Raw genomic sequence first — 4,086 nt, 5'->3', positions numbered from 1 at the left:
TGCCTACTCGGACTTAGAAAAATACGAGGAAGCGCTCCAAGATTACAACCAAGCCCTCTCTCTTGACCCTGAATATGCCTATGCCTACTACAACCGGGGGAATGCCTACTCGGACTTAGAAAAATACGAGGAAGCGATCAAAGATTACAACCAAGCCCTACAACTTGACCCCGAATATGCCTATGCCTACTACAACCGGGGGAATGCCTACTATTACTTAGAAAAATACGAGGAAGCGCTCCAAGATTACAACCAAGCCCTCTCTCTTGACCCTGAATATGCCCTAGCCTACATCGGTCGGGGTCTTGCCTACTCGGACTTAGAAAAATACGAGGAAGCGATCGCAGATTACAACCAAGCCCTACAACTTGACCCCGAATTAGCCCTAGCCTACAACAACCGGGGTCTTGCCTACTCGGACTTAGAAAAATACGAGGAAGCGCTCCAAGATTACAACCAGTCTATTGAATTTAATAATCCCTTATTATATCTTCCTTATACCAACCGGGGATGGGCTTACTACAAATTAGGAAAATATGAACAAGCTATCAAAGATTTTGATCGCGCTCTCAAACTAAATCCTAACTATACTAAAGCCCAAAATAACCGCAAACTTGCCTATGAAAAATTGCAAGCAGACAATTAAGGTAAGCATTCAGCTATCAGTGGTCAGCCAGGGGAGATGGGGAAGATAGGGGAGATGGGGGGAAGAAGTGAGGAGAGAAAAGTGAGAAGTGAGAAGTGAGTAGTCTGTAATTTTTTCTCTATCCTCTCTCCTCTATTCTCTCTCCTCCCTCTGGGGGAGAACAAAGAAGCAAGAACAAACAACATTACTGTTTACTGTTCCCTGTTCCCTGTTCCCTGTTCCCTTGTTCACAAACAACCAACAACCAACAACCAATTAATTATCCATTATTCCTCCCCAAACTGAATCTCTGCGGTGACAATATCTGGGGCCGTGCGGTGTAACTGAAATCCGACCTTTTCGCAGACACGCTGCATCGGGCCATTTTCCGGTAAAATATCCGCACTAATGCGATTCAACGACCGTTTTTTGCCAATCTCCACCAAACGAGATAATAACTCAGTTCCTAACCCTTGATGTTGATAGCGATCGCTAACAATCATAGCAAATTCCGCCTCATTCAAGCCATGTAACTGACTCAACCGGGCAATCCCTAAAATTTCATGTTCACCCGTCTCTGGGTCCTTATAATCGGCAACGAGAGCCATTTCTCGGTCATAATCAATAAAACAAATCCGAGAGAGACGATCATGGGCTACCCGACTGGTGAGAGACATAAGATGGAAATAACGCAAATATACACTCTCTTGGGACAAAGGTTCGTGAAACTGACGCACTAAAGGTTCATCTTCGGGCCGAATCGGACGAATCACCATTTCTTTCCCATCGGGTAAGGTCCAAGGTTGCACATATTGCAAGGGATAGGGAGAAATGGCCGGTTTAGGTAAAGGTTGGGTCTCAGCCTCATGTAACACCACCCGCGCATCCAAAGCAATTAAATGTTCACTAGACGCTAACAAAGGATTAATATCCATTTCCTTAATCCACGGTTGTTCAGCCACCAATAAGCTAAACCGGACTAATAATTGTTCTAAAGCCTCAATATCCACCCCTTTCTGGCCGCGGACTCCCTGTAAAGCGCGATAAATCTTGGTTTGTTCCATCATCCGTCGGGCCAAAGTAGTATTTAAAGGGGGCAACCCCAACGAACTATCTTTAAACACTTCTACCAACGATCCCCCAGTCCCAAACAGTAACACTGGGCCAAATTGGGGATCAAGACTGCTACCGAGAATTAACTCATAATCCCCTTGAGACATTTTTAACATGGGTTGGACTGTCACCCCTTGGAAATGGTGGGCCCCGACTTTCTCGGCCACAGAAGACTCAATGGCCTGATAGGCTTTACGGACGGTTTCTGCATCTTGGAGTAATAAACGCACTCCTCCCACATCGGTTTTATGGGTGATGGTGGTGGAATTGAGTTTTAAAACTACAGGATAGCCAATTTTTTCGGCTTGGGCGATCGCCTCCTCCTCATTCGTCGCAATGCGCGTTGTCACCGTAGGTATCCCATAGGCTTCTAACAGTTTTTTCGACTCAAACTCCGTTAACAGGGTCCGGCCTTCCTCTTTCACCGTCTCTAACATCTGCTGCACCTCTTGCCGATTCGGAGCATTTTCATCCTCATCGCTGGGGAGATGGGGGGTTTCATAGAGGCCCCGTAAGTTATAGGCATATTGCCACATATAGTTAAACACATGGGCTGCCGTATCCGGAAAAGGCAGGGTAAAGATTTTAGAATTATTGAGAATCTGTTCCCCTGGGGTAATGCCATCTCCCCCCATCCAACTGGCTAAAATGGGCTTTTTCGGGGGATTCCCTTGGAGAATTTCCACAAAGCGACGGGCCGTTTTGGTGGGATCAGTCATTGCTTGGGGGGTAAGAATGGCCAATAACCCATCACTATTTTTATCCTTGAGGGCAATTTCAATGGATTTGGCATAGCGATCGGGGTCCGCATCCCCCAAAATATCAATAGGGTTGGCGTGACTCCAGTGGGTGGGTAAGATGTCATCCAATTCCTGTTTCGTGTCATCGGAGAGTTTCGCCAACTCTCCCCCCTCCGAAATTAACGCATCGGTGGTGAGGACTCCCGGCCCCCCGGCATTGGTAAGAATGGTGAGGCGTTTGCCTTTGGGCCGTGGTTGTTTGGCTAGCACTTCCGCCATATTAAACAAGTCATCAATATTATTCACCCGTAACACCCCACAGCGACGGAAAGCAGCATTTAAAACCGCATCACTTCCCGCTAAAGCCCCGGTATGGGAGGCGGCAGCCGCCGCAGCCGCATCGGTGCGTCCGGCTTTAATGACGATAATGGGTTTGGTCCGGGCTACTTCTCGGGCCGCAGAGATGAAGGATTTGGCATTGCCAATGGTTTCCATATAAATGACAATACTGTGGGTATTGGGATCATCACCGAGATAATCAATTAAGTCTCCCCAATTGACATCTAACATAGAGCCAATGGAAATAAAGGCACTAAAGCCCACATTTTCCCGAAAACTCCAGTCCAGAATCGAGGTACATAACGCCCCACTTTGACTGATAAAGCCCACATTACCGGGGCCCGCGATCGCGCCTGCAAACGTTGCATTTAGCCCATTCACCGGACTCATCACCCCCAAACAGTTGGGGCCAATAATCCGCATTCTACCAGCCCGAGCAATCTCTAAAATTTCCTGCTCCAATTGCACCCCTTGAGAGCCAATTTCCTTAAACCCCGCAGAGATAATAATCGCCCCTTTCACTCCCGCAGCAACACATTCTCGAATCGCCCCAGGCACATAGGCCGCGGGAATGGCAATCACCGCCAAATCCACCTTCTCCGGAATCGCTGAAATATTGGGATAGGCTTTAATCCCCAACACACTGGCCCGCTTCGGGTTCACCGGAAATACCGTCCCTCCAAAGGGATTACTAATTAAATTCCATAATAAAGTTCGTCCCACACCCCCAGGCTTTTCACTCGCCCCAATCACCGCCACAGATTGGGGTTGAAAAAAGACATCAAGGGGTTGACGTTCGTAGCGTAGCACGTTTTGAGCCGGATCAGCCGTTCGGGTTGTATTTGTTGGTGTTACCATGGATTACTCCTAAATCAATTTTTGTACAGCAGATTACATTGCAGTTCGGTGGACAGGAAATCGAGATACAGGCAATCGAGAGAGGGGGCTTTCAGTGCAGCTAATTTTTAATAATTCTATCGCTCCTTTGTTATTTTAAATCATGGTTTCGGAAGTCTTCAAAAACTGTGATTTTTGGCAAAGATAACTACTCACTCAAGGAGCAAAGTCCCCACTTGATGGGAGTTGCAGCCAAACCTGATTCAGTTCTATTCTTTAATCCCAACTTGGGCTAATGTCCCAAAACTTTGTATTTTTTTTAGATTTTTCAGTCTGAATTAAGAAGCAATAAGAATAGGTATCATTTCCTTAATGGTAAGATAACGTTGAGTTTTTTTTTTAAGAAAAGGTTATGAGGGGAGGTGGGGGAGG

At 46.6% G+C, this 4,086-nt stretch carries 2 protein-coding genes; one reads left to right on the top strand and one right to left on the bottom strand.

All coding sequences use genetic code 11. The features are described from left to right. A partial coding sequence (locus tag PN462_RS03615; RefSeq protein ID WP_272126596.1) for a tetratricopeptide repeat protein occupies nucleotides 1–646 on the top strand: 646 nt, incomplete at its 5' end. Between the two features lie 266 nt (nucleotides 647–912). Here the strand turns inward: PN462_RS03615 and PN462_RS03610 are convergent. Continuing rightward, nucleotides 913–3,675 carry a bifunctional acetate--CoA ligase family protein/GNAT family N-acetyltransferase gene (locus PN462_RS03610; RefSeq protein ID WP_272126595.1) on the bottom strand — a complete coding sequence of 921 codons (2,763 nt, stop codon included), beginning with the start codon at nucleotides 3,673–3,675 and terminating at the stop codon, nucleotides 913–915. Nucleotides 3,676–4,086: the final 411 nt, after the last annotated feature.

It is taken from the genome of Spirulina sp. CS-785/01, from assembly GCF_028330525.1.
In the GTDB taxonomy this organism is placed as follows: Bacteria; Cyanobacteriota; Cyanobacteriia; order Cyanobacteriales; family Spirulinaceae; genus JAQMSD01.
Note: the sequence above shows the minus strand (reverse complement) of the source record. Positions and strands in the feature narration are given on the sequence as shown.